This is a genomic window from Bradyrhizobium sp. USDA 3256 (genome assembly GCF_054058275.1).
Genome location: NZ_JBSSAE010000002.1, coordinates 4,147,231 through 4,173,573 on the forward strand (window position 1 = coordinate 4,147,231; position 26,343 = coordinate 4,173,573).

General features: G+C 65.8%; 24 protein-coding genes. 11 read left to right on the plus strand and 13 right to left on the minus strand.

Annotated features, from left to right (window positions below; genetic code table 11):
* Positions 1 to 16 precede the first annotated feature (16 nt).
* On the plus strand, positions 17 to 580 hold the full coding sequence (locus ACVWY5_RS21380) for a nitroreductase family protein (RefSeq protein WP_028336155.1): 564 nt from the start codon (positions 17 to 19) through the stop codon (positions 578 to 580).
* A 114-nt stretch (positions 581 to 694) separates the two neighbouring features.
* Here the strand turns inward: ACVWY5_RS21380 and ACVWY5_RS21385 are convergent, their stop codons facing one another.
* Positions 695 to 3,178 carry a putative bifunctional diguanylate cyclase/phosphodiesterase gene (locus ACVWY5_RS21385; protein WP_028336154.1) on the minus strand — a complete coding sequence of 828 codons (2,484 nt, stop codon included), beginning with the start codon at positions 3,176 to 3,178 and terminating at the stop codon, positions 695 to 697.
* 177 nt (positions 3,179 to 3,355) lie between these two features.
* On the minus strand, positions 3,356 to 4,432 hold the full coding sequence (locus ACVWY5_RS21390) for a hypothetical protein (protein ID WP_028336153.1): 1,077 nt from the start codon (positions 4,430 to 4,432) through the stop codon (positions 3,356 to 3,358).
* Between the two features lie 268 nt (positions 4,433 to 4,700).
* Between ACVWY5_RS21390 and ACVWY5_RS21395 the strand changes: the two genes are divergently transcribed.
* On the plus strand, positions 4,701 to 5,747 hold the full coding sequence (locus ACVWY5_RS21395; RefSeq protein WP_028336152.1) for a patatin-like phospholipase family protein: 1,047 nt from the start codon (positions 4,701 to 4,703) through the stop codon (positions 5,745 to 5,747).
* Positions 5,748 to 5,750: 3 nt separating this feature from the next.
* On the opposite strand, the gene ACVWY5_RS21400 is transcribed toward ACVWY5_RS21395, so the two are convergent.
* Together ACVWY5_RS21400 and ACVWY5_RS21405 are read right to left on the minus strand one after the other, a co-directional pair.
* Positions 5,751 to 6,179, minus strand: a complete 429-nt coding sequence (locus ACVWY5_RS21400) for a CBS domain-containing protein (protein WP_028336151.1) — start codon at positions 6,177 to 6,179, stop codon at positions 5,751 to 5,753.
* Positions 6,180 to 6,371: 192 nt separating this feature from the next.
* Positions 6,372 to 7,169 carry a rhomboid family intramembrane serine protease gene (locus tag ACVWY5_RS21405; RefSeq protein ID WP_028336150.1) on the minus strand — a complete coding sequence of 266 codons (798 nt, stop codon included), beginning with the start codon at positions 7,167 to 7,169 and terminating at the stop codon, positions 6,372 to 6,374.
* Between the two features lie 486 nt (positions 7,170 to 7,655).
* Between ACVWY5_RS21405 and ACVWY5_RS21410 the strand changes: the two genes are divergently transcribed.
* Both ACVWY5_RS21410 and ACVWY5_RS21415 read left to right on the plus strand, forming a co-directional pair.
* Complete coding sequence (locus ACVWY5_RS21410; protein ID WP_028336149.1) at positions 7,656 to 8,210, plus strand: PAS domain-containing protein; 555 nt, start codon at positions 7,656 to 7,658, stop codon at positions 8,208 to 8,210.
* A 129-nt stretch (positions 8,211 to 8,339) separates the two neighbouring features.
* The gene (locus ACVWY5_RS21415; protein WP_038377748.1) at positions 8,340 to 10,073 is read left to right on the plus strand and encodes an adenylate/guanylate cyclase domain-containing protein; all 1,734 of its coding nucleotides are present in this window, start codon (positions 8,340 to 8,342) and stop codon (positions 10,071 to 10,073) included.
* Between the two features lie 28 nt (positions 10,074 to 10,101).
* Here ACVWY5_RS21415 and ACVWY5_RS21420 read toward each other — a convergent pair whose 3' ends face one another.
* Entirely contained in the window at positions 10,102 to 10,488 is a 387-nt protein-coding gene (locus ACVWY5_RS21420) for an ester cyclase (RefSeq protein WP_028336147.1), read from the minus strand.
* Positions 10,489 to 10,745: 257 nt separating this feature from the next.
* Here ACVWY5_RS21420 and ACVWY5_RS21425 point away from each other — a divergent pair, with 257 nt between their 5' ends.
* The 4 genes from ACVWY5_RS21425 (at position 10,746) to ACVWY5_RS21440 (ending at position 15,737) form a co-directional block, all read left to right on the plus strand.
* Positions 10,746 to 11,342 carry a tetratricopeptide repeat protein gene (locus ACVWY5_RS21425; protein ID WP_038383260.1) on the plus strand — a complete coding sequence of 199 codons (597 nt, stop codon included), beginning with the start codon at positions 10,746 to 10,748 and terminating at the stop codon, positions 11,340 to 11,342.
* 200 nt (positions 11,343 to 11,542) lie between these two features.
* The gene (locus ACVWY5_RS21430; RefSeq protein ID WP_028336145.1) at positions 11,543 to 12,694 is read left to right on the plus strand and encodes a DJ-1/PfpI family protein; all 1,152 of its coding nucleotides are present in this window, start codon (positions 11,543 to 11,545) and stop codon (positions 12,692 to 12,694) included.
* 106 nt (positions 12,695 to 12,800) lie between these two features.
* Positions 12,801 to 15,158, plus strand: coding sequence for an Orn/Lys/Arg family decarboxylase (locus tag ACVWY5_RS21435; RefSeq protein ID WP_028336144.1), 2,358 nt, complete (start codon positions 12,801 to 12,803; stop codon positions 15,156 to 15,158).
* 18 nt (positions 15,159 to 15,176) lie between these two features.
* The gene (locus tag ACVWY5_RS21440) at positions 15,177 to 15,737 is read left to right on the plus strand and encodes a GNAT family N-acetyltransferase (RefSeq protein WP_018272300.1); all 561 of its coding nucleotides are present in this window, start codon (positions 15,177 to 15,179) and stop codon (positions 15,735 to 15,737) included.
* 440 nt (positions 15,738 to 16,177) lie between these two features.
* Here ACVWY5_RS21440 and ACVWY5_RS21445 read toward each other — a convergent pair whose 3' ends face one another.
* On the minus strand, positions 16,178 to 16,399 hold the full coding sequence (locus tag ACVWY5_RS21445) for a dodecin (RefSeq protein ID WP_026192947.1): 222 nt from the start codon (positions 16,397 to 16,399) through the stop codon (positions 16,178 to 16,180).
* Between the two features lie 244 nt (positions 16,400 to 16,643).
* Here ACVWY5_RS21445 and ACVWY5_RS21450 point away from each other — a divergent pair, with 244 nt between their 5' ends.
* Complete coding sequence (locus tag ACVWY5_RS21450) at positions 16,644 to 17,225, plus strand: HdeD family acid-resistance protein (RefSeq protein WP_028336143.1); 582 nt, start codon at positions 16,644 to 16,646, stop codon at positions 17,223 to 17,225.
* A 167-nt stretch (positions 17,226 to 17,392) separates the two neighbouring features.
* Here ACVWY5_RS21450 and ACVWY5_RS21455 read toward each other — a convergent pair whose 3' ends face one another.
* Entirely contained in the window at positions 17,393 to 17,779 is a 387-nt protein-coding gene (locus tag ACVWY5_RS21455; RefSeq protein WP_028336142.1) for a COG4315 family predicted lipoprotein, read from the minus strand.
* A 215-nt stretch (positions 17,780 to 17,994) separates the two neighbouring features.
* Positions 17,995 to 18,735 (minus strand): bestrophin-like domain, encoded by a 741-nt coding sequence (locus ACVWY5_RS21460; protein ID WP_028336141.1) that lies wholly within the window; start codon positions 18,733 to 18,735, stop codon positions 17,995 to 17,997.
* Between the two features lie 160 nt (positions 18,736 to 18,895).
* On the opposite strand from ACVWY5_RS21460, the gene ACVWY5_RS21465 reads away from it, so the two are divergent.
* Entirely contained in the window at positions 18,896 to 19,840 is a 945-nt protein-coding gene (locus ACVWY5_RS21465) for an ornithine cyclodeaminase family protein (protein WP_028336140.1), read from the plus strand.
* Positions 19,841 to 20,020: 180 nt separating this feature from the next.
* On the opposite strand, the gene ACVWY5_RS21470 is transcribed toward ACVWY5_RS21465, so the two are convergent.
* The 5 genes from ACVWY5_RS21470 to ACVWY5_RS21490 all read right to left on the minus strand — a co-directional run bounded on the left by ACVWY5_RS21470 (position 20,021) and on the right by ACVWY5_RS21490 (position 24,343).
* Positions 20,021 to 20,158, minus strand: coding sequence for a hypothetical protein (locus ACVWY5_RS21470; protein WP_456671693.1), 138 nt, complete (start codon positions 20,156 to 20,158; stop codon positions 20,021 to 20,023).
* Positions 20,140 to 22,281 carry a xanthine dehydrogenase family protein molybdopterin-binding subunit gene (locus tag ACVWY5_RS21475; protein WP_456671694.1) on the minus strand — a complete coding sequence of 714 codons (2,142 nt, stop codon included), beginning with the start codon at positions 22,279 to 22,281 and terminating at the stop codon, positions 20,140 to 20,142. The genes ACVWY5_RS21470 and ACVWY5_RS21475 overlap by 19 nt, the downstream gene beginning before the upstream one ends.
* Complete coding sequence (locus ACVWY5_RS21480; protein ID WP_028336138.1) at positions 22,278 to 22,760, minus strand: (2Fe-2S)-binding protein; 483 nt, start codon at positions 22,758 to 22,760, stop codon at positions 22,278 to 22,280. Before ACVWY5_RS21480 ends, ACVWY5_RS21475 begins: the two co-directional genes overlap by 4 nt.
* 4 nt (positions 22,761 to 22,764) lie before the next feature.
* Positions 22,765 to 23,625 (minus strand): FAD binding domain-containing protein, encoded by an 861-nt coding sequence (locus ACVWY5_RS21485; RefSeq protein ID WP_028336137.1) that lies wholly within the window; start codon positions 23,623 to 23,625, stop codon positions 22,765 to 22,767.
* Between the two features lie 259 nt (positions 23,626 to 23,884).
* Positions 23,885 to 24,343, minus strand: coding sequence for a hypothetical protein (locus tag ACVWY5_RS21490; RefSeq protein WP_028336136.1), 459 nt, complete (start codon positions 24,341 to 24,343; stop codon positions 23,885 to 23,887).
* A 443-nt stretch (positions 24,344 to 24,786) separates the two neighbouring features.
* Between ACVWY5_RS21490 and ACVWY5_RS21495 the strand changes: the two genes are divergently transcribed.
* Positions 24,787 to 26,271, plus strand: coding sequence for an ABC transporter substrate-binding protein (locus ACVWY5_RS21495; RefSeq protein ID WP_321176997.1), 1,485 nt, complete (start codon positions 24,787 to 24,789; stop codon positions 26,269 to 26,271).
* Positions 26,272 to 26,343 lie beyond the last annotated feature (72 nt).

The window sequence follows — 26,343 nt, forward strand, 5'->3', positions numbered from 1 at the left end:
CTTGAAGGACATTTCCGTGCCCGATGCCATTGAACTCCTGAAGACGCGCCGCTCGATAAAACCGCGCGAGATGACCGGCCCGGGCCCGTCCGCGGCCGAGCTCGAGACCATTTTGACGATCGGCGCGCGCGTGCCTGACCACGGCAAGCTCGCGCCCTGGCGCTTCATCGTGTTCGAGGGCGATGCCCGCGCGCGGGCCGGCGACGTGATCGCAAAGGTCTTCGCCCGGAAGAATCCCGGCGCGCCGGCCTCCGACATCGAGGTCGAGAAGAAGCGGCTGACCGACGCGCCGCTGGTGATCGGCGTGGTCTCCTTCACCAAGCCGCACCCGAAGGTGCCGCCGTGGGAGCAGGAATTGTCGGCGGGCGCCAGCGCGATGAACATCGTTACCGCGGCGACCGCGCTCGGCTACGGCGCCTGCTGGCTGACCGGCTGGTTCGCCTTCGACCGCGACGTGCTCGACGGCCTCGGCCTGAAGCCGGACGAGAAGCTCGCCGGGCTCATTCACATCGGCACCCCGACCAGGCCGAGCGAGGACCGCCCGCGCCCGGCGCTATCGGATATCGTGACGCGGTTCTAGGGTTACAGCCTTGTAGCCCGCATGAGCGCAGCGATATGCGGGACGCTCGTCCCGGGTATCGCTGCGCTCACCCGGGCTACGAGGGCCCTCGGGCTTGGCAATCGCAGAAGCGACTCAAGCCGCCTTCGACGCACGCTCGGCAAAGCCGCTCAGCAAGGCCGCGATCTCGCCGGCCGGCCTCGCCGCGCTGAACAGAAATCCCTGCACCTCGTTGCAACCTTCGGCGCGCAGCCAGTCGAGCTGGTCTGTCGTCTCGACCCCTTCCGCGGTCGTGGTGATCCTGAGGCTGCGGCCAAGGCCCGAGATCGCGCGCACGATCGCAAGGCAATCGGAGCGCCGCGCCAGATCCTTCACGAAGGAGCGGTCGATCTTGATCTTGTCGAACGGGAAGCTGCGCAGATAGCTCAGACTGGAATAGCCGGTGCCGAAATCGTCCATCGAGATGCTGACGCCCAGCTCGCGCAGCTGATGCAGGATCGCGAGGTTGGCCTCGGTCTCCGCCAGAAACACCGACTCGGTGATCTCGAGCTCGAGCCGCCGCGCCGGCAGCCCGGAATGCGCCAGCGCCGAGATCACGGCCTGGACCAGATTGCGGCTGCGGAACTGCACCGGCGACAGATTGACGGCGACCTTGACGTCGGCCGGCCACTTGATCGCCTCGGAGCAGGCTTCGCGCAATACCCATTCGCCGAGCGCGACGATCAGGCCGATGTCTTCGGCAACCGGGATGAACTCTGCAGGTGAGACCATGCCCTTCTGCGGGTGCCGCCAGCGCAGCAGCGACTCGAAGCCAGAGATGCGGTCGGCTGCGATATCGACCAGCGGCTGGTAGTGCAGCTCGAACTCGCCGTTGCTGAAGGCCGCGCGCAGATCTCGCTCCATGTCGCGGCGCTTCTGCGCCTGCTGATCCATCTCCGGTTCGAAGAAATGATGCACGCCGCCGCCCTCGGACTTGGCGCGGTATAGCGCCATGTCGGCATTGCGCATCAATTCTTCCGACGTCGTGCCGTCACCCGGTGACAGCGCGATGCCGACGCTGGCGCCGACCACGACCTCGAGCCCGTCGATGTTGTAGGGCGCGCTCAGCGCTTCGATCAGCCGTTCGGCGAAAGCGCTCGCTTCGTTCGGCGAAACGTCGGCCGCAAGCACGATCGCGAATTCGTCGCCGCCGAGGCGGGCCGCCACATTGTCGTCGCGGACCACCTCGCGCAGCCGCTCCGCCACCAGCTTGAGCAGCCGGTCGCCCATCGGATGCCCGAAGGAGTCGTTGACGTTCTTGAACAGGTCGAGGTCGATGCACATCACCGCGACGCGCTTGTTGCCGCTGCGGCCGCGCTCCAGCGCCTCGCGCAGGCGCTCCTGGTAGAAATCGCGGTTCGGCAGATTGGTGAGACCGTCATGGTGCGCCATATGCGCGATCCGCGCTTCGGCGGCGCGGCGCTCGGTGATGTCGACCACTGCGACCAGATAGCCGTCGCGGCCCTCGAACGCCACCTTGCGTCCGAAGGTCAGCACATGGATCTCACTGCCATCGGCCCTGATGTGCCGCCAGTCGCGGCTCGATTGATAGACGTCGCCGATCTCGCGCAAGGCGGCGCTGTGCACGCTCCACTCATCCACCGGCCAGATCTGGCGCAGCGTCATGCCGAGAAACTTTTCCCGGCTGTAGCCATAGTGCTGAACGGCGGCGTCGTTGACGCTGAGGAATTCCATCGTGCCGGCGTCGAACACCCACATCGGCATCGGGTTGTTCTCGAACAGCAGGCGGAACGACAGCTCGCGCTGCTTCAGCGCGGTGACGTCGGAGACGGTCAGCGACAGCATGTCGCCGAACGCCGTGACGCCGAGCCGCAGGCAGCGATCACCGCTGTCGATCTCGAACTGCCCGCCCGCGCCGCCGCCGACAAATCCACGCAGACGGCTCATCACCGATGACGCCGCAAGCGGGTTGCCGCCGACGCTGAGCCGGCGCCACAGCAATTCGGTCGCAGGCTGCATCAGCAGCCTTGCGGCGCCCTGGTTGAGATGCACGATCTGGAAGTCGGCCGGCTCGCCGCGCGCATCGCGGATCGCGGCGAGCGACAGCACGCCCTCGTCGGTGGCCGAGAAAATCGTATCGAGCAGATTGTACTGCGCATTGCGCTCGTTGACGTAGACGCCGACCAGGATACCGCCCCAGCGCGACCGCGTCGGCAGCGCCAGCACGTCGAAGGTCCGCACCAACCCGTCGCGGACGCAATGCGCTGACGCCAGATAGGGCCGGCAGTTCTCGCGCGCGTTTGCGGCGGCTTCGGTCAACGCAGTGGCGCAATCCGGCGGCAGCGCGCTGAGCGGAATGTCCCAGCGCTCGTCGTTCAGCCATGTCTGGACATAGCGGCCGGCGTGCGAGACGCTGAGCATGCCATCGACGCTCCGCAGCAGCACGATATGATCCGCGAGCCGGCCGAGACTGCCGAGCATCACGTCTTCATAGTGCGGCAGCTTTTCGCCGGGACGGACCGCGGCCTGCCACTTGCGTTGCAGAACCGGTACGTCGGCGAACATCTCGGAATTGAATTTGGCCGATGCTTTTGCTGATTTCTTGTTGGCCATGACCATGGCGCGCCCCACGCAAACTCTAGTCCCCACGACATCCAAGTCATGCAGCGGCTTAACGTCATGTAAAAATAGGCAGGCCCGGCATCGCCGCGAGCGATTATGACGGCTCAAATTCGCGCGATGGTTAGTTCACATTAGAGACTATGACAGCTGCATGAAATGCAGGCCAGTCGGACGTCAGCGCGCCACGACCTCGACTTCGCCATCGACACCGTTGACGACATTGAAGGGACGCTCGAACACCTTGCCTTCGTTCTTGGCGATCGCGCGATACTCGCCTTCCGAGAGCACGACGCGCGGGAACGCGCCGATCGATTCCTTGATCACGTCGCCGCCCGGCGTGATCACCGACCAGGCGGTGTTGGCAAGCGCCTCGCCGCCACGCTCGCTGACCAGCTTGAGGGTGATGACGGCGGCGCGATGGGTGACGGTGACGTCGGTCAGCTTGCCCGCTGCGACGCGAATGTCGGAGCGCACCACCGAGTTGGCGTCGCCATAGTTGGAGACGATGTAGTAGGTGCCCTCGGGCAACAGCGCGACGTCGCCGGCGGCAACGTTCGGCACCATCGGTCCACGGTCCGAACCGTCGAACTGGCTGCCCTTGTAGATCGCGAACGAGATCTGGTTGGCGGGGATCTTGCTGCTGCCGACGCGGCCCTCGATCCGCAGGCCCCCGGCCGGCAGCACGAAGGACTCGCGGTCGGTCTCCGACTTCAGGTTGACAGCGCGCACCGCGCTGACGAGCCCGAGCGCGACATGGACGACATAGTTGCCGGGCGGCAGCACCACGTTGGGCGTCGCCCCGCGCTCTTCGCGGATCAGCTTGTAGGTGCCGTTGTCGTCAGGCTTGTCGGCGAACACCCGCCACACCAGCCCGGCATTGATGACCGGCAGGTCCTTGCCGTACCGCGCCGTCAGCGACAGCACCGCCTGCCCCGCGGCCGGCGACCCGGCCGGCGGCGCTGCTAACACCGGCGGCACCGTCGCAGTCGAGGGCTGGACGATGGTCGGCTGGTTCAGCGGGCCGGGCAGAACGGGCCCTGAACCACCGCCCGATGGCGGCGCCAGGTTGAGCGCCGGACCGGACGGCACCTCCGGGACCGAGGCGGGCGGAATCGGCGGCGGCCGGTCGCTGAAGAACTGTGCAGATACGGAACCGGGGATCAGGGCGAGCAAAAATGCCGCAAGCGTCAACAGCGGAAGGAGCCGCATGCCCCGCCCGCATCCGCCGATGCCGTTGCCCCTCGAAGTCATCACCATGCTTTTCAACGAAAACGCGGCAAATTCAAGCCTTCGTCCAAGGTGCGTCCAAGGCTTTGTCACAGTCCGGGCGGGCGCCCTCCGCCATTTGGAACCGCGCGATCAAGCCGATGTTAGCCCTATCGTCGCGGTCCAGTCACATTCCCTGCCTACCGCGGACTACCCGGGGCATGAATCATGCCTGTGGGACTAACCATGAAGACGGACGACGCTGGCGCAGCCATGCTGCGCAGCCTAGTCTCGCGCTGGCAGGAGATTTGTCGTGTTGGATAGCTGGATGGGCCGAGGCCACAAGAGCTCCGACGGCCTCGACAAGGTAGGCCTGGGAACGGTTCGCCGGCCGGTCATCGGGCTTGCGCTCGGCGGCGGCGCCGCGCGCGGCTTTGCCCATATCGGCATCATCAAGACCCTGCTGGCCCACGGCATCGTCCCCAATGTGGTGGTCGGCACCTCGATCGGCTCCGTGGTCGGCGGCGCCTATGCGGCCGGCCATATCGAGACGCTGGAGCAGTGGGCGCGCGGCCTGCAGCCGCGCAGCGTGCTCGGCTACCTCGACATCCGCCTCAACGGCTCCGGCCTGATCCGCGGCGCCAAGCTGGCCGCCGAGATCGAGGCCGCGCTTGGCCAGGTCATGATCGAGGACCTCACGGTCAAGTTCGCCAGCGTCGCCACCGAAGTGCGCACCGGGCACGAGATCTGGCTGACCCAGGGCCGCGTGGTCGACGCCATGCGCGCCTCCTACGCCCTGCCCGGCATCTTCGCGCCGGTCCTGATCGGCGACCGCTGGCTGGTCGACGGCGCGCTCGTCAATCCGGTGCCGGTCTCGGCCGCGCGCGCGCTCGGCGCCGAGATCGTCATTGCGGCGAACCTCTCCAGCGACGTGTTCGCGCACTCGACCACGATCTACAATCACGGCCCGTCCGCCGCGCCCGAAGTGACGGTTGCCGTGACCGCCGAGGCCGAGCTCGAGCCGGAGCCGCCGAAGCGCCGGTTTGGCCGCTTCTTCTCCGCCGAACGTACCGTGAAGCGGGAGTTTTTCGGCAGCGCCAGCCGGCCCGGCATTTCGAGCGTCATGGTCGACGCCTTCAACATCATGCAGGACCGCATCACCCGCGCGCGCCTTGCCGGCGATCCGCCTGATATGCTGATCTCGCCGCGGGTCGGTCAGATCGGCTGGTTCGACTTCCACCGCGCCGACGACCTGATCGCGCACGGCATCCGCGCCGCCGAACGCTCCATCAGCGCAATCGAGGAGGCGATCGACATCCTGGTGCCGCCGTCGAGCAGCGCGGGCAGCACCGGCAAGTAGCGCTCAAGCGGTCTTGATGTAGTCGCGCAGCGCCTCCTGCTCGCGCTCATATTCCTCGACGCGCCGCTTGACGATGTCGCCGATCGAGATCAGCCCGACCACCTTGCCGTCCTCGACGACAGGAAGATGGCGGAATTTTCCCGTGGTCATCATCTCCATGATGCCGCTGACCGTATCGGACTCGCGGCAGCTCACGACTTTCTTGGTCATGACCGCGCTGACCGGTTCGTCCAGCGCGCCTGCGCCGCGCTCGCTGAGCACGCGCACGATGTCGCGCTCCGACAGGATGCCCTCCATGCGGCTCTGCTCCATCACAAGCACCGCGCCGATCTTGCGCTCGCCGAGCAGCTTGACCGCGGCCGAGAGCTTCGCGCCGGGCGCGACGCTCATGACCTGATGGCCTTTTGCATCGAGAATGGAACGTACCGTCATTGTCGGCCTCCCTGAATCCGCTCGTGCCCCGCGCCTTGGGCGGGTCGAGCCTGTTCGCCAGAGTCTTCAATCAACAGTTCCGCGCCGATTTCGGTTCCGGGGCGCGGCGAGTAGCAGGGCTCGATTGTCGGCCCGCTTTGTTTCTGCGTCGCAAAGATGATGGAGGAATTCGATCCAGGCCGCAAGCGGCGATCAGACGCGCCCCGACTGATCCACCGATGACGCATCTGCAGCATCGTCCCGCGTGCGTGGCACCGGATCGAACAACGAGAACAGCAGCAGTCCGGCGAGGAAGCCGCCGATATGCGCCTGCCAGGCGACGCTCGCGCCCTCGCCGCCGAGCGACAGCGAGGTGGCGCCGAACAGGATGTTGACGCCGAACCAGATCGCCAGGAAAGCGAGCACCCGTCCGTTGCGCAGCGCCCGCCACAGCGACAGCGCAGGCACCTTGGCCGCCGCCTCGGCATCGCCACGGCTGAACGACAGGAAGCTGCCCTTCACGAAGGCAAAGCGGATCGCCGCCGCCATCGTCCCCGACACCGAAGCCGACGCTCCGATCATCGGCGCGATCGCGTGCTCATGGGTCAACAGATGCGCAAGCGCGCCGGCGGCCGCCGTCACCGCCATGAAGACAAAGAAACGCAGCGCGCCGAACCGCCGCGCCAGCGCGCTGCCGAACGGCAGCAGCCACAGCACGTTGAAGCCGATATGGGTGAGGTTGGCGTGCAGCAGCGAATAGGTGACGAAGGTCCAGACCTTGGCGCCTTCGCCGCCCGGAAAGGTGATGTCGAGCAGCGTCGAATCGTAGCGCTTCGGGATGAAGCCGAAGACGTCGATGGTCCAGTTCTCCAGTTCCGGCGGCAGCAGCACCCGCAGATGGATCGCCGCGACCAGGAGGATGTAGGCGGTGAGCGCCGGCGGCAAGGTCAGGATCGGCTCGCGCGGCGCCTCCGGCGGCGGCGCGAGCGGGGATTCGGGATGGGAGTCCAAGGGGTCGGCGACCTCGATGCGGCGGTGGATCAGAGATAGGCGGCTTTCGCACCCCTGTGCAAGTGCACAATCCCAAAATCGGACACCGAGTCTCGCGCAGCCCGGAATCGGGACAAAAGAAAAGGGAGGGCGCTGAGAACGCCCTCCCTGATCGGCTGGTCTTCTCGTGCCCCGGAGGGATCGGGAGAACGTCCCCACCCCTCCCCGCACGGTGACCAAACTGTTTGACGCCACCTGTGTACCAACGGCGCCGGCGCTTGGGGCAGCCGGCGCGAACGGGAACGCGCGGACCCTACCCACTGGTTCCGCGGGGGCCAAGGACATAGTTAAATTTACGTTAACAACACAAAGCTGCCGATAAGCCGCCCAAAGCGCGGCCACGGCATGGACGCTGCACAGCCTTCCCTGCACAACAGAGAAGGGAAGGCGCCTGAGCAAAACCGGGACAGATGTGTCCCGCCGAGACAGGTGCCGGGCAAGGTTTAGATGAAACACAGCTCAAGCCGCGAGTTCTTCGCATATTGGAATGCGAAGCGCGGCACCGCACGTGCACCTGACCGGAGTGAGTTCGAGCCGTCCGCGATACGCGAACTGCTGTCCGACATCTTCGTACTGTCCTATGACGGCGAGACCCGCTTTCCGTTCCGCGTGGCCGGCACCCGCACCTCCGCCCTGCTCGGCTGCGACCTCAAGAACCGGAGCTTTTCCGCCCTGTTCACAGGTGCGAGCCGCGGCGAGATCGAAGACATCATCACCTGCGTCGTCGAAGAGACCCTGCCGGCCATCGCCGGCATCACCGCTACGACCGAGACCGGCGCCAAGGCGCATCTCGAACTGCTGCTGCTGCCCTTCACGAGCCGCGTCCATATGCCGGCGAGCCTCACCGGCCTGCTCGCCCCGTTCGAGGACGACGTCAGCCGGCTGCACGACCTGGTGCTGACCTCGTGGCGTTACCTGCATCCCCAGGAGCGGTTCGTGCCGCGGACCCTGCGCAAGCTCGCCATCGCGCGCGGCTTGATGGTCTACGAAGGCCTCCGCTAGCCGCCGGCGCCCGCCTCGGGACGGGATGGCAGGCGCCGGTCGCTTGCACCCCGCCCCGCGGAACTCTATTAGCTGTCTGGCCGTCACGGCGGGGTGGACCCGCTCATTGCAGCTGCGGCCGGGCTGGGCATGTTTCGGAATTCGATCAGGCAGAAGATCGTCGGCATTGCCGCGGGACTCATCATCCTCGCGGTGATCACCTCGCTGCTGTCGATGGTGATGGCGGGCCAGGTCGGCCATCTCCTCGACGAACTCACCAACCGCTACATCCCCGCCTACGGCCACCTCGCCCGCGTCAACATCCGCGCGCTGGAGCGGTCGCTCGCCATGCGCCGGATGATGATGGCAAAGATGCAGGCGCCGGGCGAAGACTCCGGCTATGAAAGCGCGCGCAAGGCCTTCGAGGAGATCGAGCCCCTGATCAAGCGCGAGGCCGACGCCGCACGCGTGCTGATCGATGCGATCATCGCCGATCCATCGACGCCATCCGACAACGCCGCGCTCGGACGCCTCGATGACCGCATCGACAATGCCGTCAACGACCTGTTGATGCGCCTGAACGCAGAGAACAAGACGCTGCTCGAGCAAATCGAGGCCAAGGACTTTGCGGCGGCGAAAGCGACCACGCTCCGCGCCGACGCCCTGCGCGACGACTTCAACACCAGGATCGAGGGCATCCGTGCCGACATGCTGGCGCAGGTCGCTTCGGCCGCCGCGAAGGTGATGAGTGCCCAGCAGCGGGCGATCATCATCTCCGGCGTCGTGACCGCCATAGCCGCGATCCTCGGCTTCGTGTTCGCGATGCTGGTCGGCAGCGGCATCACGCGTCCGGTGATGCGCCTGCTCGAAAGCACCCGCGAGGTCGAGGCCGGCCGCCTCGACGGCGCCATCACCATCACGACCCAGGACGAGATCGGCCAGCTGTCGGCCGCCTTCAACCGCATGATCGAGACGCTGCGCCACAACCAGCGCATCCGCGAGACGTTTGGCCGCTACATCAATCCGCGGATCGCCGAGGGCCTGCTCGAACAGCCGGCGATCGCCGCGACCGCAGGACAGCGCCGCGTCATGACGGTGATGTTCTGCGACATGAAGGGCTTCACCAGCCTGAGCGAGGGCGTGACGCCGAGCGGCCTCGTCAAGATCATGAACCTCTATCTGTCGACGATGTCGGCGCCGGTCCATGCGCATCGCGGCATCATCGACAAATATATCGGCGACGCCATCATGGCCTATTGGGGCGCGCCCTTCGTCGAGGAAGCCGAGCAGACCCATCTGGCCGCGCTCGCCGCCATCGACATGATCGGCCAGGTCAACCAGCTGCGCAAGGATCTGCCGGAACTGCTCGGCGTGCGCGTGATCCCGGCCGATTGCGACATCCGGATCGGGATCGCCACCGGCGAGGCCCTGGTCGGCAGCATCGGCTCGGAGTTCATGATGAGCTACACCGTGCTCGGCGACACCGTGAACCTCGCCTCGCGGCTGGAAGGCGCCAACAAGTTTTACGGCAGCCGCAGCCTGATCTCGGAGGCCACCGCCGCGGCCTGCGCCGCAACCATCGAGCTGCGCGAGATCGACCGTCTCGTCGTGATGGGGCAGACCCAGCCGGTCGCGGTGTTCGAAATCCTCGGCAAGAAGGACGAACTGACGCCGGCGCAGGCCGAGTTGCGGCAGCGTTACGCGGACGGCCTCGCCGCCTATCGCGACCGCCGCTGGGATGACGCCGAGCAAGCCTTCGCCGCGGCGCTGGCGGCGGCGCCTGGCGACGGCCCGTCGATCGCTATGAAGGCGCGCGTCGCAGCTTTTGTGCAGAACCCGCCGGCGGCGGATTGGGACGGCGCCTGGCATCCGGAGCGGAAGTAGCGGCGTCACGCTCATCCAGGCTCCGCCGCTATAGCTGGGCCTCGATCGCAGCCTTGTCGATCACCGACCAGACCTGCACGATCTTCCCGTCGCGGAATTCATAGAACACGTTCTCGGCAAACGAGACGCGCTTGCCGTTGACGCCGAGACCGAGGAATGCGCCGTTCGGCGAACAGTCGAACGCCAGCCGGCTTGCGACATGGGACGCATCCGACACCAGCAGAACGATGTTGAAGCGAAGGTCCGGGATGTCGCGAAAGTCCCCTTCCAGCATCTCGCGATAGCCGGATAACCCGAGCCGCCGGCCGTTGTGGCACACGTCCTCGTCAACGAACTGACCGAGTTGCGGCCAGTCCTGGCGATTCAAACAGGCAATGTAGTTGCGGTAGATCTCGGCGAGGTCCGTTTTCATCATCGATCGTCCTCCTTGCCGCGGGTCCAGCTGGCCATTGGGCATTTGAGTTTGATTCTGACACCGATGTCAGTTTCGACTCCGATATCGATGGCGTGAACAAAACGCTCAGCCGGCGTGCACGTGAAAGCGCGACGTCCCGATGAGACAGTGCGATTGCCGCTTCGGCAAACAATTTCTCAAAACGCGCGGAATGTCTCCCGCGATCGGGAGTTAGTGCTTCAGGTCAATAACTGTCCTTGTCAAATCGGGAGGCGTACATGATCAAGTCACCGATGATGCTTGCGGCATTTCTGACAGCGCCGATCATTCTGTTCCCACCGCAGACCGCCATCGCGGCTGGCGGAGGTGGCGGCGGTGGTGGTGGTGGCGATCCATACGGGTCGAGCTACGGCACTCCCGCGCCGTCCTATCCCCAGCAGAAGGACAGAAAGACCACGCACAAGGTCAAGAAACCCGTCAAGCAGTCCGGCTTCGAAGACCCGGCATTCCGCGACGGCTATCGCGCGGCCTATGCGACAATCTACGAACGCAACGACTACGCCGCCGCGATCGATCAGTTGCACGCACTCGGCCGCGATGATCAGCCGAACGTCGCGAACCTGATCGGCTATTCCTATCGCAAGCTCGGCGACTACAAGCAATCGCAAGTCTGGTACGAACGTGCGCTCAAGGCCGATCCGAACCACGTCCTGACGTGGAACTACTACGGCCTGTGGCAGATCGAACAGGGAAACCGCGACCAGGCGCAGTATCATCTGCAGCGGATCGCCGAGATCTGTGGCACCGACTGCGAGGAGTATCGGACGCTGGCGGCGGCACTGGAAAAGCCGCCAGGTACGAACCTCGTCTACTGAGCGCGTCGCGTAGCCCGCATGAGCGGAGCGACATGCGGGGAAGGACCGCCCCGGATGTCGCTGTCGCTCGTCCGGGCGATGCCTTCGAGCCGCTTTGTTCGCGTGTCCGTTTTTGCGGGAATTTCGCCGTTTTGGTCGACGTGACCGGCGAGTAGCTTGCGTGCCGGGCGACGCACGCGGATATTTTGAGATCGATCATCATGACCTGGCGGCTTCTCGCGTGGAGCGGCATCGCCGTTGCCGCGCTGGTTCCAATCATCGGCGGCATCTGGCTCTTCAGCCTGCCCGCCACATCGGCGTTCCGCCTTCCGCCTCCGATCGCCAAGGCCGAGCAGGATGCAACGCTCGCGGCGCTGACGCCGCCGAAGCGGGCGCGCCCGCTGATCGCAATGCTCGGCATCAACGACATGACCGAGACCACCGATTACCTGATGCCCTACGGCATCCTCAAGCGCGCCGATGTTGCCGATGTCGTCACGCTGGCGACGGGACCCGGTCCGGTCGCGCTGTTCCCGGTGCTGAAGGTCGAGCCTGATGCGACCATCGCCGCATTCGATACCGCACATCCCGACGGCGCCGACTACGTCATCGTGCCGGCGATGAGCCGCGACGACGATCCGGCGGTCATGCAATGGATCCGGCAGCAGGCGGAGAAGGGCGCTGTGATCGTCGCCATCTGCGCCGGCGCCAAGGTGCTCGCCTCGACCGGCTTGCTCGACGGCAGGCGCGCCACCACGCACTGGTTTTACGTGAAGAACTGGCGCAACAAACATCCCGAGATCCAGTACATCGCCGACCGCCGCATCGTGGTCGACCGCGGCGTCGCGACGACGACGGGGATTTCGGCGTCGATGCCGATGTCGCTGACCCTGATCGAGGCGATCGCCGGCCGCACCAGGGCCGAGGCCGTCGCGCGCGAGATCGGCCTGCCGGGTTGGGATGCGCGACATGACAGCAACGCCTTCAAGTTCACGCGTCCTTTCGCGCTGACCGCCATCCGGAACACGCTGGCGTTCTGGAACCGGGAACAGCTCGGCCTCGCGCTGGCCGGCGGCGTCGACGAGGTCTCGCTGGCGCTGGTCGCCGACAGCTGGTCGCGGACCTACCACTCGCATGCCGTGACGTTCGCCGCGACCGGCGACGTCGTGACGACACGCAACGGCCTGCGCGTATATCCGCAAGTCGTGGCGCCGGATTGGTCCGCAGATCGTCTGCTGCCCGCGGTCGGCACCGCGCCGCCTGCGCAGGCGCTCGACCGGGCGCTTGCCGGGATCGAAACACGCTATGGCCGTGATACGGCCGATTTCGTCGCCATGCAGCTCGAATATCCACGGGCTGACGCCGTGCAGTGAGGGATTGCGTCCCCAACAACGTATTCGATCCTCCATCCGCCCCATTGTCATCTGCCTGTCATGAATTGTGCCGACACGTCAGCGCCGGACCAGTTCGGGGACACGCATGGACTATTTCAAACGCTTCAACTTCCTGTTCGCAGCGCCGGTGTTCGAGGCCGACGACCTCGAGGGCATCCGCTTCAACCAGATCATCGCCGAGATCGAGCGCTCCGGCTTCGAGGTGGTCCGTGCCCGCAAGCTGGAGGATGCCGAGATCGCGGTGCAGACCGACGCCGCGATCGGCTGCATGGTGGTCGATTGGGGCAAGAAGGGCCTTGAAGGCAAGACCGCGGCACTGATCAACCTGATGCGCCGGCGCGGCCTCGACTTCCCGATCATCCTGTTGATCCGGCGCAAGCGGTTCGAGGACCTGCCGGTCGAGGTGCTCGACTTCATCGACGGCTACGTGTTCCTGTCCGAGGAAACCCCGCCCTTCATCGCCAAGAACCTGATCTCCAGGCTGAAGCAATATGCCGAAAATTTGAAGACGCCGTTCTTCGGCGCGTTGGTCGATTATGCCGAGGAAGGCAACCAGCTCTGGACCTGCCCAGGGCACAATGGCGGCGTGTTCTACAGCCGCAGTCCGATCGGACGGGTGTTCGTCGAACATCTCGGCGAAGCCGTGTTCCGCGACGACCTCGACAATTCCGTGCTCGACCTCGGCGACCTCCTCACCCATGAGGGGCCGGCGCTGCGGGCGCAGAAGGAGGCGGCACGGATCTTCGGCGCCGAGAAAACCTATTTCGTGCTCAACGGCACCTCGACCTCCAACAAGGTCGCGCTCGGCTCGCTGGTCACCGACGGCGACCTCGTGCTGTTCGACCGCAACAACCACAAGGCCGCGCATCACGGCGCGCTGCTGATCGGCGGCGGCATCCCGGTCTACGTGCCGACGGTGCGCAACGCCTGGGGCCTGATCGGGCCGATGCGCTGGGACCTGCTCGACGAGGGCACGCTACGCGACCACATCCGCAAGCACCCGCTGGTCAAGGACGAGAACGCCTGGAAGAAGGAGCGTCCGTTCCGGGTCGCCGTGGTCGAGCAGTGCACCTATGACGGCACCATCCACTCGGCCGAGATGATCCTCAAGCGGATCGGCCATCTCTGCGACTACATCCTGTTCGACGAGGCCTGGGCCGGCTTCATGAAATTCCACCCGATCTATGCCGGCCGCTTCGCCATGGGACTGTCCGATCTCGGCCCCGAGGCGCCCGGCATCATCGCGACCCAATCGACCCACAAGCAGCTCGCGAGCTTCTCGCAGGCCTCGCAGATCCACATCCGCGACCGCCACATCAAGGGCCAGAAGCGCCGGGTCGAGCACCGCCGCTTCAACGAAAGCTTCATGCAGCACGCCTCGACCTCGCCGTTCTACCCGATCTTCGCCTCGCTCGATGTCGGCGCACAGATGATGAAGGGGCGTTCCGGCGAAGTCTTGTGGGACGACACGATCCGGCTCGGCATCGAGCTGCGCAAGAAGATCCGGGCGGTGAAGCGCGAGTTCGAGGAGAAGGAGACGCGGCCCGAGCGGCGCTGGTTCTTCGAGCCGTTCGTGCCGGATCGCGTCATGATCCCCGACGTCGCGCGCGAGAACGGCGTGCACAATGTCGCCTGGGAGACGATTTCGACCGACCAGCTCGCGACCAACCCGTCCTACTGGCAGCTCAATCCCGGCGAGACCTGGCACGGCTTCCCCGAGCTGACGGCCGGCTTTGCCATGACCGATCCGAACAAGCTCACATTGCTGACGCCGGGCTTCGATCATGCCACCGGCGCCTATGCCGATCACGGCATCCCCGCACCGGTGGTGGCGCAATATCTGCGGGAGAACCGCATCGTCGCCGAAAAGAACGACCTCAACTCCCTGCTGTTCCTGCTGACGCCCGGCGTCGAGGCCAGCAAGGCCGGCACGCTGGTCTCCGGGCTGGTCGCCTTCAAGAAGCTGCACGACGACAACGCGCTGCTCGAGGACGTCATCCCGGAATTCTACCGCCGCCGTCCGGGCCGCTATGCCGGGGTGCGGCTGCGCGACCTCTGCGGCGACATGCATCGCTTCTTCCGCGACGGCGGCGTCAGCACGCTGCAGGCCAGGCAATTCCTGCCCGAGCATCTGCCCGAGATCGCGATGTCGCCGCGCCAGGCAGCGCAATATCTGATCCGCAACGATGTCGACTATCTGCCGATCGACCAGATCTTCGGCCGCGTCGCCGCGACGCCGTTCGTTGTCTACCCGCCCGGCATCGCCACCATTGTGCCCGGCGAGCGGCTGTCGGAACGCAGCAAGCCGATGATCGATTATCTCAAGATGTTCGAGGCGAGCTTCAACGCGTTCCCGGGCTTCGAGGTCGAGGTCCAGGGCATCTACAAGGAGATCGACGACTCCGGCCGCGTCCGCTTCTACACCTATGTCGTGTCCGAATAGGCGAACGGACGCAACACAATGGAGAATGATCACAAGATCACCGTCCGTCCGTCCCGCGACGGCGACGTCGACGCCATGCTGTCGATCTACCGCCACCATATCCGCCGCGGCGTCGAGGAGAGCGTCGACGACAGCGGCACGCCGGAGCCCGACGATCTGCGCGACCGCCGCAAGAATCTGCGCAACACCCGCCTGCCCCACCTCGTCGCAATCTGTGACGGCGAGGTGGTCGGCTATGCCTATGTCGTGCTGTTTCGCAAGCGTCCGGCCTACCGCTACACGGTGAAGCATTCGATCTATGTGCATCACCGCTTCACCGGCCAGCGCGTCGGCGGCCGGCTGCTGCAGGAGCTGATTGATACCTGCGCCGCCGCCGGCTTCCGCCAGATGATCGGCTACATCGACAGCGACAACGCCGCCTCGCTCGCGCTGCACGACCGCTTCGGCTTCGCCCGCGTCGGGCATTTGCCCGGTGTCGCCTATCGCTATGGCCGCTGGTCCGACACCGTGATGGTGCAGCGCTCCCTCGCCGCCGGCGCCACCGCCCCGCCGCCCCCCGCGCCGCTGTCGCGACGGTGATGGGCACGACACTTTCCATTCGTCGTCCCGGCGCAGGCCGGGACCCATAATCACCTAATTCGGTAACGAACGGAGTCGCGGCCCCAGCGTCGCGCAACAATCGAGATTTGGGGTAATGGGTCCTGGCTTTCGCCAGGACGACGATGAGGATGGTTCTCGATTTAAGACGTCAACGCAGTGTCGCCTCCCGCGCATGCGCGAAAGCGGATGATCCAGTATTCCAGAGACGTCGGTGCGTCACCGAGAAGCCGCGGCGCACTGGATCGCCCGGTCGAGCCGGGCGATGACAGATGAAAACGGGGACACAGCTTCGCGTTCTCGCGACATGATGCTGAGTTGCCCATCGGGCTAATTTGTCGCACCTCTCCCCGTACAGCGAGCGAAGTACGCCGTTGGCTCTACCCATCGTACAGGCTGCAAGCGCAAGCGACCTGAACGCGCTACTCCAGCGTAAAGCCGACCCGCAGCGCCACCTGGTAGTGCCGGATCTTGCCGTCCTCGATATGGCCCCGCGTCTGCACCACCTCGAACCACTTCATTTCCCGGATCGTCTTTGACGCGCGGCTGACGGCGTTCTCGATCGCCGCCTCGATGCTCTTGTCCGATGATCCGACCAGTTCCAGGATTTTGTAGACGTGATCCTTGTCGTGCGTGGCGGGCATGTCGACCTCCTCTGTGGATGCGCGATCCGGACCGCTTGCGCTGCGGTCCGGACAGTCCATCGTCCGATGCGGGCCGGCCGTCGTCAAACCGACGAATGCTGCGCGGCAACACAGCGGACGAACTGAATCAACGTGTCGCGGCGCCTTTGGTGCCAGCATGCAGTTCGTGCCAGCTGCGCACCCGCCCTTGTCCGTGCCTTGACCTATGGTAGCATGGTTTCATCAAGTATTCGGGAGCGATACGATGTCCACTGCGTCCAGCTCACCCGCCACACCTCCTCACAGCCTCGGATCCGGGCTTTCCAACCTCCGCGCCAAGTGGGGCTGGATCGTCGCCCTCGGGGTGATCTACCTGATCGCCGGCGTGCTCGCCTTCGGCAGCGTCTTCTTCGCCACCGTCGTCAGCGTGCTGTTCGTCGGCGCCATGATGATCGTCGCCGGCGTCGCCGAGATCATCAACGCGTTCCAGTTCAAGACCTGGGGCAAATTCCTGTTCTGGCTGCTGCTCGGCGCGCTCTATGTCGTGGCGGGCTTCATCACCTTCGAGAACCCGCTGCTCGCCGCGGCGACGCTGACGCTGTTCCTCGGCATCGCGCTGGTGGTGTCGGGCATCGTCCGCATCTTCCTCGCCTTCGGCATGAACTCGGAAGCGCCCTGGGGAATGGTCGCGATCTCCGGCCTGATCACGCTGGTGCTCGGCGCCATGATCCTGGCGCGCTGGCCGGTCTCGAGCCTCTACGTGCTCGGCATCTTCCTCAGCGTCGATCTGATCTGCGCCGGCGTGAGCTGGATCAGCATGGGCATGGCGCTGAAGCGCAGGACGTGAGGCGCGATCGTCGCCTCAGGCACGATCGACGGGTGGGTTAGCCAACGGGTCCGCCCGCAGGGCGGCCCGATGGCAGGCTCCGCGCAACCCGCCGCATGTTTCGCGCGCGGAGAGATGGCGGGTTACGCTTGCGCTAACCCGCCCTACCCTCAATCCACCTGCAAGCCTCAGGGCTGTGCGAGGTGCCAGGCGCCGTTGAGGAAGCCGTCGCCGGTGATGTCGCCGGCCTTCTGGTCCTTGGCGAAGGTATAGAGCGGCTTGCCCTTGTAGGCCCACTGCTTGGAGCCGTCGTCACGCGAGATGATGGTGTAGCCGCCTTCGGCCTTGTCGCTGGCGTCCGCCTTCAAGACCGGCCAGTTCGTCGCGCACGGGCCGTTGCAGGCCGACTTGCCTTCGGAATCCTTGTCGAAGGTGTAGAGCGTCATACCCTTGGCGTCGGTGAGGACGGAGCCTTTCGCGGTGGTTCCGGTCTTGGTCGGCGGCGCGGCAAAGGCGGCTGAGGCGAACACAAACGACACGGCGGTGGCGAGCGCGAGCGAGATCGACGTCTTCATGATGTCTCCTGTTCGAATGCAAATGGCTTGCATGCGTTAGGACGCCGGAGGGCGCGCACTATTCCGCTGATGGCGCGCGAAGAATTTTCGAAACAGCCGTCAATGCGAGGGGAATAAAGCCGCAGGCGCGTGCCGATACCTTCCCGTAGCCCGCATGACCGCAGCGACATGCGGGAGACTCCGCCCCGGATGTCGCTTCGCTCATCCGGGCTACATTACCGCTTGATTTCCTCGACCGCGCGGACCAGCGGGCGGTCGGAGAGCTGGATCGGGCCGGAGAACGGCGTGCTCATTTCGAGGATCAAGTAGATCGCGGCCGAGATCAGCGCCGCGGCAGCGACGGTGGTCGAGATCACCACCGCGTTGCGCGGCGCGCGAAAGCCGAGGGTTGCGAACATCAGCGTCAGCCACCCGACCAGGATGCAGATCAGCGGTGACGGAAACGAGCCGTCGGACTGCTCGACAAAGGTCCAGCGCTGCTGCACCGCCTGCCGGTAGACCGACCGCGCGTCGTTCCACAGCGCGACCTTCTGCTCGTCGTCGAACCTGAGCTCACGGAGGCTGTTGCCGACCTCGTCGAGCAGATGTTCGGACACCTCGTTCGCCCGCGAGATCGGGACATCCTTGAGCACCTGCTCGACATAAGCGAGCAGCCGCTTGCGCGGCTCGTCGGCGCTCGGGCCGAGCGGCCGCATGCTGCGGTCGAGCAGGATAATGTCGGTGGCGAACACATGCAAATTGCGGTCGACCGCGACATAAGTGTTGGCGGCACTGTTCATCATCAGGCCGAGCAGCAGCGACGGCATGGTGACGAACAGCGTCGCGACCAAGCGTACCGAGGTATTGGTTTCGTCGCTGCGGTGATGATCGGCGAGCCGGGCATGGATCGCCATGGTCGCAAGCGCGGCGCCGCCGAGCAGGATGAAGATCAGGACGGCGACGATGAATGCGACCACGGCTTGCGAGAACCTGCGAGAGAATCAGGTCCGCAGGATAGCAAGGGACGCCCGGCGGTGCATGTCCGGTTGACTAGCCGTCCCCACGCGCTATCCAGTCCGCACAGGTTTGGGGGGACGTCCGGCGAGAGCGCGAGGGGCGCTCCAGAGGAGATACCACGTGCATATCGTCGACGACAGCGAGGTCAACCGCGTCCTGAGCTTTCCGGTCCTGATCGAGGCGATCGAGGCCGCGCACCGGCGGCCGAAGATCGCGGTGCACGACGGTTATCTCGGCGACGACAAAGGCCAGCAGCTGGTGACGCGCAGCGCGGTCGATGCCGGCCGCTTCATGATGACCAAGCTCTACACCAGCTTTCCCGGCAACCTCGCCCACGGCAAGCTGCCGGCGGTGCAGGCGGTCTGCGTGCTGTTCGACGGCAATGACGGGCGTCCGCTCGCGGTGATGGACGCCGCCGAGATCACCCATTGGAAGACCGCCGCGGATTCCGCACTCGGCGCCAAGCACCTGGCGCGGCCGGATGCCGAGACGCTGCTGGTGGTCGGCGCCGGCGAGATGGCGCGCTGGCTGGTGCGCGGCCACCGCACCGTGCGGCCGCAGCTGAAGCGGGTGCGGGTCTGGAACCGGACCGTGGACCGCGCCCAGGAGCTCGCCGCGCTGCTGGAAGCCGACGGCATCGCGGCCGAGGCCGTCACCGACCTCGACGCCGCGACCCGCGAGGCCGACATCATCACCACCTGCACCCGCTCGCGCGAGCCGCTGGTCAAGGGCGCCAATTTAAGGCCCGGCACCCATCTCGACCTGGTCGGCGGCTTCACCCCGGAGACCCGCGAGTCCGACGACGAGGCGGCGCGGCGTTCGCGCATCTTCGTCGACCGCCGCGAATCCGCCTTCGACGGCGTCGGCGACATCCTGCAACCGATCGCGAGCGGCGCGATCACCGAGAGCGACGTGCTCGGCGACCACTACGATCTTGCCCGCGGCACCGTCGCCGGCCGGCTGTCGGATAGCGACATCACCTTCTTCAAGAACGCCGGCGGCGGGCACCTGGATCTGATGACCTGCGAGACGGTGTTGGCGCAGTTGGGGAAGGAGCTGCGGTGAACGGAACTGTTCTGTTGTCCGGATGAGCCAACGGGTCGCACGAACGTGGGCCCGATGACGGGCTCCGCAACATGCGGGATCACCTCCCCGGATATCGCTTCGCTCATCCGGGCTACCCGGCAACCGCTATAGAACCGTAGGGCGGCTTGCGAACCGCAACCGCAACCCGCCCTACGTTCCCTACTCCGCGGCCTGCTGCGCCGGCGCATCCAACGCCTCCGACACTTTCGGCGGCGACATCGGCAGGCTGTAGAAGCGTTTGCCGAGCGCGTTGTGGACGGCGTTGGCGACCGCGGCCATCACAGGCACCAGCGGCACCTCGCCGACGCCCTTGACGCCCTGCGGATGCTTCGGGTTCGGCACCTCGACCAGCGCGCAATCGAGCATCGGCAGGTGTCGGAGCAGACCGGCATGCGATAATCGAGGAAGCCCGGATTATCGACCTTGCCGTCCTTGTTGTAGATGTACTCCTCGTTCAGCGCCCAGCCGATGCCCTGCGCGACGCCGCCCTGCAGCTGGCCCTCGACATAGCTCGGATGCACGGCGCGGCCGACATCCTGCACGGCGGTGTAGCGAATGACGCGGACGATGCCGAGATCGACATCGACCTCGACGTCGCAGATATGTGTGCCGAAGCCACCCTCCGCGCCTTGCGTGTTGAGCTGCACGCTGGCGCCGATCGGGCCGCCCTGCGACGGCGCCTTCTCGGCGAGGTCGGCGAGCGTCAACGGCTCGAACTGGCCGGCATTCGGGCTCACCGGATGCGCGGCACCGTTCTCCCACTTCACGGCTTCAGGGTCGATCTCCCAGAGCTTCGCCGCGCGCTCGCGCAAGGTCGCGATCACCTTGTCGGCCGCCTGCGTCACCACCATCGAGGAGGCGAACAGCACCCGGCTGCCGCCGGTCAGGTTGGAGAAGCCGACCGTCTGGGTGTCGCCGATGATGACGGAGACGCGCTTGTAGTCGATGCCGAGCAGTTCGGCGCAGATATTGGCGATGCCGGCGCGCGAGCCGCCGATATCGGGATGCCCGGTCGTGACGACGACGTTGCCGTCCTCGGTGATGTTGACCTGCGCGGAGGATTCACCGCCGGCGTTGAACCAGAAGCCGGACGCGACGCCCCTGCCCTGCAGCTTGCCGAGCGGCGCGGCATAATGCGGATGGTTCTTCGCGGCTTCCAGCGTCTCGATATAGCCGATCCGCGGGAACACCGGGCCGTGCGCCGCCTTGGTGCCTTCCTTCGCCGCATTCTTCAGCCGCAGCGCTAAGGGGTCCATCTTGAGCGCCTCGGCAAGCTCGTCGAGCACGCACTCCACCGCATAGGCGCCGATCGGCGCGCCCGGCGCGCGATAGGCCGCGACCTTGGAGCGGTTGGAGCAGACGTCGAACCCCTCCGACAGCACATGCGGGATGTCGTAGGGCGCGAAGCTGCATCCGACTGCACCGCGGATCGGCGAACCCGGGAAGGCGCCGGCCTGCAGATAGAAGCTGCCATGGGCGGCGACGATGGTGCCGTCCTTCTTGGCGCCGATCTTCACCGTGCTCTTCGAGCCCGAGGTCGGCCCCGTGGCGCGCATCACCTCCTCGCGGGTCATCACCATCTTCACCGGGCGACCGGATTTCCTGGCGAGCAAGGTCGCGAGCGGCTCGAGATAGACGATGGTCTTGCCGCCAAAGCCGCCGCCGATCTCGGCGGGGATGGCGCGGATGTCGCTCTGCGGGATGCCGGTCAGCATCGAGGTCATCGCGCGCACCATGAACTGGCCCTGGCTCGACGACCAGATCGTGGTCTTGCCGTCGGCCGCGACCGAGATCAGGCAGGCATGCGGCTCGATATAGCCCTGATGCACCGGGCGCGTGGTGAAGGAGCGCTCGATGACGACTTCAGCATCCTTGAAGCCCTGCGCGATGTCGCCCTTCCTGGATTCGAGACGGCCCATGATGTTCGAGGGCTTGCCGTCGAATCTGTTGAACTCGTGCAGGATCGGCGCATCCGCCTTCAGCGCGTCGTCGATCTCGATCGCCCAGGGCAACACCTCGTAGTCGACCTCGATCAGCTTGCAGGCTTCCGCCGCGATCGCCTCCGTGGTCGCGGCGACGGCGGCGACGGGATGGCCGGGGAACAGCGCCTTGTCGCGCGCCATCACGTTGCGGCACATCCAGCGCATGTCCTGGATGCCGAGCATCACCGCGCCCTTCTCGATCGTGAAGTCGACGATGTCGCGCGAGGTGACCACCGCCTTGACGCCGGGCAGCGCCTCGGCCTTGGCGGTGTTGATCGACCTGATGCGGGCGTGGGGATGCGGGCTGCGCAGCACCTTGCCCCAGATCATGCCGGGCATAGTGGTGTCGGCGGCAAACGCCGCGCGGCCGGTCACCTTGTCGACGCCATCGGGCCGGATGGTGCGCTGGCCGATCCATTTGTTGTTGACGACGTTCATGGGCGCATCTCCCGCATTTCGGCAGCGGTCTCCATCACCGCGCGGACGATCTTGTCGTAACCGGTGCACCGGCAGAGATTGCCGGCAAGCCAGAAGCGGACTTCCTCTTCGGTCGGGTTTGAATTCCTGGCGAGCAGCGCCTCGGAGGCGACCAGCATGCCCGAGGTGCAGATACCGCACTGAAGCGCGGCGTGCTCGAGGAACTTCTGCTGCAACGGATGCAGCTTCTCGCCCCTCGCCATGCCCTCGATGGTCCTGATCTCGTGGCCTTCGGCTTCGGCCGCGAGCATCAGGCAGGAGCAGACCAGGCGGCCGTCGAGCGTGATCGAGCAGGCGCCGCAATCGCCGGACGCGCAGCCCTCCTTGGAGCCGGTGAGCCCCAATTGCCCACGCAGCGCGTCGAGCATGGTCTCGTAGGGCTCGCACAGGAATTCGACCGGCTCGCCGTTGACTGAGGTGATGACGTGCAGTTTCGCCATGGTGCTAGTGTCCTCCCGCGCGCTGGGCGGCGATCGCGGCGGTGCGCTTGAGCAGCACGCCGGCGGTTTTGGTCCTGTAGGCGATGGTGCCGCGCTTGTCGTCGATCGGACGGCAGGCGGCGCGACACGCGGCAGCGGCGGCTTCGAGCGCAGCATCGTCGAGCTTCGAGCCGATCAGCGCCTTTGCCGCCGGTTCAACCAGCAGCGCGGTCGGCGCCACCGCGCCGAGGCCGACGCGGGCCGCGGTGCAGACGCCATCCTTCAAGGTCAGGCTGACGCCGATGCCGACCACCGCGATATCCATCTCGGTGCGCGGGATCATCCGCAGGTAGGCGTCGCCCGAGCCTTTCGGCCGCGGCGGCAAGGTGAAGCTGACGAGGATCTCGCCCGGCTTGAGGTTGGTGCGGCCAGGTCCGGCCGGCACATCCTCAACCTTCATGTCCCGCCGGCCGTTCGGACCCTGCACGGTGACGACGGCGCCCGCCGCGATCATCGCCGGCACGCTGTCGCCGGCCGGCGAGCCGTTGCAGAGATTGCCGCCGGCGGAGGCGCGGCCCTGCACCTGCTTGGAGCCGATCAGGTTCACGGCCTCGAGCACGCCGGGCCAAACCTTGCCAAAGCGCGCATGCTCGGCGAGCTCCATGCCGGAGACGGCGGCACCCACGCGGAAACCGCCATCGGCGGTTTCGCTAATCTCGGTCATCTCGCCGATCTTCTTGATGTCGACGATCAGTCCCGGCCGCACCAGGCCGGAGCGCATTTGCACCAATAAGTCGGTGCCCCCTGCCATAATGCGGGCGGCACTCCCGGCGGCAGCAAATGCGCCAATCGCTTCGTCAAGCGTGCGCGGTGCTACGTATCGGATATCGGTCATGACGGTTCTTTCGGTCTCCCTTGACTGCTTGTTCCCTTAAGATTTGCGGGATGTGGCCTTATTGCTGGCCGGCAGACCGCGAGCCTACACGGCGGATCGGGGTCCGAACAGCCTGCGAGGTGCGGCAGGAAGCGCAGGCTCCTATGCAGGATGCGGACTTGTGCGGTGCCGGCGGCGGCGCGCGACCTTCGCTTTGCGGCGCGCTCGCGACCCGCCGCGACCCGCCGCGACGAGGCCGCCGACAGATCGATCAGGCCCGACCGCGTTTGCCGGAGCCGATCCCAAGCATCGAGAACATCCCGATGACGAGCAGCGCCGCCGGAATGCACCACCACAACACATAGCCGAACATGTATTCGAAGATCGTGCGCCGGTAAGGGGGAAGCGGATTGGGCAGCGCGCCGGCACGCTGCATCTGCTCGATCTTCTCCTGCGACAGCTCGTGGTAAACGTTGAGCGGGCGGCCGTTGAGGTCCTTGCCGGAGCCCTTGACCATGAGGGCATAGTAGCCCGTCATCTTGTAGGGCAGAATGAAGGAGTGCGTGAGACTCACATAGCCTAGGGCGAGGGCTTCGCCCTTGGGACCCTTCTCGGTCAGGTCCTGCAGCTGCTGGTAGCTGTATCGCGTGCCGAACTCGGCGGCGCGCACGTCCTGACCGGACACCGCCATGCCGGCGAACACGAGAAGAACGAGCAGACCGCGGCGCATGGCGTCTTGCCTCTCAAAGGGACGCGGCGGTTCGACCGCCGCACGTTCATCGAGCAAGCTACCGGAAAGGTGTCCAACCCCGGCTAACCCAGGCGATACAAGTGTCAGCAGCCGGTTAAGTCCTCCTCAACCTCGTCGGCACGTGCTGAGCGCGGCGAAGCCCGGAACCAATGCCTGCTCGGCGATGTGCTCAAGCCGTGAGCGCACACGGCTGCGCAACCTCGCAACCGGACCGAACGCGATGGCGCGGCTCTTGCTTGCTTTCAACAACGGATTGGTGAAGCATGCCGGCGCAACGGCAGATCGGGAGGCGGCGAATGGTCGAATTCTCGCGCAGAACGCTCCTCAAATTTGCGGCCGGCGTGCCGCCGGCGATCGCGGCGCCGGCCATCCTGTCATCGCGCGCCTTTGCCGCGGGCAAGGGCAAGACCATCACCGCAGTGATGCATTCGGACCTGCGCATCATCGATCCCGGTTTCACCACCGCCTACATCACCCGCGACCATGGCTACATGGTCTACGACACGCTGCTCGGCATCGATTCGAGCTTCAAGGTCCGCCCGCAAATGGCGGACTGGACGATCTCGGACGACAAGCTCACCTACACCTTCACGCTGCGCGACGGCCTGAAATGGCATGACGGCGCGCCCGTCACCGCGGAGGACTGCATCGCCTCGCTGAAACGCTGGACCGCCGTCGACGGCATGGCGCAGAAGCTGGCCGAATTCACCGCTTCCCTCGAGGCCAGCGGGCCGAAGGCGATCGTGCTCAAGCTCAAGGAGCCGTACGGTCTCGTGCTGGAGTCGCTGGCAAAGCCCTCCTCCTACGTCGCCTTCATGATGCCGAAACGGCTCGCGGAGACGCCGCCGGGCAAGCAGATCGCCGAGCAGATCGGTTGCGGACCGTTTAAATTCATACAGGCGGAATTCCAGCCGGGCGTGAAAGCCGTCTATGAGCGCAACGCCGACTACGTGCCGCGCAAGGACAAGCCGGATTGGCTGTCGGGCGGCAAGGTCGCGAAGGTCGATCGCGTCGAATGGGTCACGATGCCCGACGCGCAGACCGCGATCAACGCGCTGCAATCCGGCGAGATCGACTTCCTGGAACAGCCGTCGGTCGACCTGCTGCCCGCGCTGGAGGCGAACTCCGATCTCACCGTGGCCGTGCTGAACAGGTTTGGATTCCAGATCGAGGGCCGGATGAATTTCCTGCACCCGCCATTCGACAACGCCAAGGTCCGCCGCGCCGCATTCCTGGCGATGAACCAGAAGGACGTGCTCGACGCCACCGTCGGCAACGCGAAATATTACGAGATTTGCGGCTCCTATTTTGCCTGCGATACGCCGCTCGCCAGCGACGCCGGCGCCGAGACGCTGATCAAGGGCAGCGGCATGGCCGAGGCGAAGAAGGCGCTCGCCGCCTCGGGCTATGACGGCACGCCCGTGGTGATCATGATCCCCGGCGACGTGCAGACGCTGAAAGGACCGCCGACGGTCGCGGCGCAGCTGTTGCGCGCGGCCGGCTTCAACGTCGACGCGCAGGTGACGGACTGGCAGACCGTGGTGAGCCGCCGCGCCAGCCAGAAGCCGCCCAAGGAAGGCGGCTGGAACCTGTTCTTCACCTTCACCGGCGCGACCGAGGTGATGAACCCCATCGTCAACAACCAGATCGCTGCGAACGGCAAGAAAGCGTGGTTCGGCTGGCCCAAAGACGCCAAGCTCGAGCAGATGCGCGACGCCTATGCGCGCGCCACCACGCCCGAAGAGCAGAAGAAGCTCGCGGTCGAGATTCAAAAGCAAGCCTACGAACAGGTGATCTATATCCCGCTCGGCCAGTTCCGCTTGCCGAGCGCCTGGCGCAAATCGCTCACCGGCGTGCTGGAAGGCCCGGCGCCGCCGGTGTTCTGGAACGTCGACAAGACCGAATAGGACCTGCGGCGCGAGCGACGCGCCGCCGATCATCTGTGGGCCAGCCGAGGCACGTCGGAAGGTTCATCGTTC